Origin of the sequence: Cellulomonas algicola, assembly GCF_003851725.1 — a bacterium.
Taxonomy (GTDB): domain Bacteria; phylum Actinomycetota; class Actinomycetes; order Actinomycetales; family Cellulomonadaceae; genus Cellulomonas; species Cellulomonas algicola.
On record NZ_BHYL01000170.1, the window covers coordinates 1 to 2,869 of the forward strand.

Consider the following 2,869-nt stretch of genomic DNA (forward strand, 5'->3'; position numbering starts at 1 on the left):
AGTCGGTGTAGAACGTCTCGAGCTCGTTCGCGACCGTGCGCAGGTCCGACTTGATCGAGGCGTCCACCGCCTTCTTGCGCTGGTTCAGGAACACCGGGATCGCGATCGCCGCGAGGATGCCGATGATGATGATGACGACGAGAAGCTCGATGAGCGTGAAGCCCTTGTCCTTCTCCTCGATGGACTTGCGAACGCGAGCGATCATGCTCGTCTCCTTCAGTCTCAAAGCCAGGTTTCCAGTGGACCCGACAGGTCGGGCTACTGGCTCATTCGGGAACGAGGCCCCGCCGCTTGAGCGGCGGGGCCTCGCATTCACCCGGTCAGCGCAGGAGCGTCACTGGATGAGGTTGAAGACCGAGAAGATCGGCATGTACAGGGCGATGATCATGCCGCCGACGATGCCGCCGATGACGACGATCATGAGGGGCTCGATGAGGCTCGTGAGCGCCTCGGTCGTGGCCTCGACCTCCTGGTCGTAGAAGTCCGACACCTTCTCGAGCATGGTGTCGAGCGCACCGGTGTCCTCACCGACGGCCATCATCTGCACGACCATCGGCGGGAAGATCGCGTGGCTGGCGAGCGGGGCCGACAGCGACTGACCCGTCCGTACGGACTCCTTGACGGCCCGCGTGGCGCGCTCGATCACGAGGTTGCCGCTCGTCTCGCCGACGATGTCGAGTGCCTGCAGCAGCGGCACGCCGGCGTGCAGCATCGTGCCGAAGTTGCGCGTGAAGCGGGAGATCGCGATCTTCTGGAACAGCTTGCCGAAGACCGGCACCTTGAGCTTGAGCGGGTCGACCCGCTCGCGGACCGCGCGGTCGTTCTTGTGCTTGGACCACCAGAACGCGAAGATCGCGGTCGCGAGGACCAGGGGGCCGATCGCCCACTTCATGATCCCGGACAGCAGGACCAGGAACTGCGTGGGCGCAGGCAGCGCACCGCCCAGCGACGCGAACATCCCCGCGAACACCGGGACGATGAACAGCAGCATGCCGACCACGGCGAGGATCGCGATGACGAACACGACAACCGGGTAGGTCATCGCGCTCTTGATCTTGCCGCGCAGCTTGAGCTCGGACTCGAAGTTGCTCGCGACCGACACGAGGACCTGGTCGAGGAAGCCGCCGACCTCGCCCGCCTTGACCATGTTGATCATGAGCGGCGGGAAGACCTCGGCGTGCTTGGCGAGCGCCGTCGAGAACGCGGTGCCGACCTCGACGTCGGACCGGACCTGCGCGACCACCCGTGCGAGGGCCTTCGACTCGGTCTGCTCCGCGAGGATCGCGAGCGCCCGGATGAGCGACAGGCCGGCGCCGATCATCGTCGCGAGCTGCCGCGACATGATCGCGACGTCCTTGAGCTTGATCCGGTCGGACATCCCGGGGATCTTGATCTCCTTCTGGAGACCCCCGTTGCTGACCTCGGAGATGGAGACCGCCGCGAGGCCCATCTCCCGCAGGCGGTTGGCGACCGCCGCCTGGTTCGAGGCCTCGACCCGGCCCTTGACGAGCTTGCCGCCCTTGTCCCGGACCGCGTACTCGTAGGTCTTCGCCGCCATCAGTAGGCACCCCCGGTCGAGACGTTCTGAATGCCGCCGAGACCGGCGGCACCCTGCGATGTCGTGGAGAACCGGCCGGTGAGCCGGTTGAAGTCCTCGACGTGGTGGCACTTCTCGAGACCGGTCTCGTACGTGATCCGGTTCGACTTGACGAGGTCGGCGAGGTGCTGGTCGAGCGTGTGCATGCCCTGCTGCGCACCCGCCTGCATCGCGGAGTAGATCTGGTGCGTCTTGCCCTCGCGGATGAGGTTGCGGATCGCGGGCGTCGCGACGAGGACCTCCGTCGCGACCACGCGGCCGGGTCCGTCGGACCGCTTGCACAGCGTCTGGCAGACGACGCCCTGGATCGCGCCCGCGAGCTGCGTGCGGACCTGCGCCTGCTGGTGCGACGGGAAGACGTCGATGACGCGGTCGATCGTCTGCGCCGCGTCCTGCGTGTGCAGCGTCGCGAAGACCAGGTGACCGGTCTCGGCGGCGGTGAGGGCGACCGAGATGGTCTCCAGGTCGCGCATCTCACCCACCAGGATGATGTCGGGGTCCTGCCGCAGGACGTGCTTGAGCGCGTTGGCGAACGAGTGCGTGTCCTGGCCGACCTCGCGCTGGTTGATCAGCGACTTCTTGTGCCGGTGGAGGAACTCGATCGGGTCCTCGACGGTCATGATGTGGTCCTCGCGCGTGCGGTTCGCGAGGTCGACGATCGCGGCCAGCGTCGTGGACTTGCCCGACCCGGTCGGACCGGTCACGAGCACGAGACCGCGCGGCATGCCGGCGAACGTCCCGACGACCGGGGGCACGCCCAGGTCCTCGAGCGGCTTGATCTCGTAGGGGATGACGCGGAACGCGGCACCGATCGACTCGCGCTGCTGGTAGAGGTTCACGCGGAACCGTGCCAGGCCGCGCACCGAGTACGACAGGTCGAGCTCGAGGTTCGCCTCGAACTTCTCGCGCTGCTTCTGCGTGAGGATCGCGAACAGCGAACGTCGCAGCGGCTCGGGCGTCAGGGGCGCGAACTGCTCGAGCGGCCGCAGCGAGCCGGCGACACGGACCATCGGCGACGAGCCGCTCGTGAAGTGCACGTCCGACGCGTTGAGCCGGACCATCTCGGCGAGGACCTCGTCGATCGCGACGTCGCCCTCGACGCGGTCCTGGCCCATGCCGGACCGAGCACTGCGGTCGCGGCCGGTGCGGGTGCCGTCGCCGGGCGTCGTCGGGGCCGGGGGCCCGGACGGCGCGGGCACGTGCCCGGGCGCACCCGGCATCGGGGCGGCGGCCGACGGCGCGGCGGCGAGGCGTGCGGCCTCGGCCTCCGAC

General features: G+C 68.1%; 3 protein-coding genes. All 3 read right to left on the bottom strand.

Annotation, left to right across the window (positions count from 1 at the left end):
- Positions 1-205 (bottom strand): prepilin-type N-terminal cleavage/methylation domain-containing protein (locus tag CTKZ_RS11665; protein WP_124343101.1); only part of this gene is annotated, 205 nt, incomplete at its 3' end.
- A gap of 129 nt (positions 206-334) precedes the next feature.
- The gene (locus CTKZ_RS11670; protein WP_124343102.1) at positions 335-1,558 is read right to left on the bottom strand and encodes a type II secretion system F family protein; all 1,224 of its coding nucleotides are present in this window, start codon (positions 1,556-1,558) and stop codon (positions 335-337) included.
- Positions 1,558-2,869 (bottom strand): type IV pilus twitching motility protein PilT (locus CTKZ_RS11675; RefSeq protein WP_235843453.1); only part of this gene is annotated, 1,312 nt, incomplete at its 5' end. The genes CTKZ_RS11670 and CTKZ_RS11675, both read right to left, overlap by 1 nt.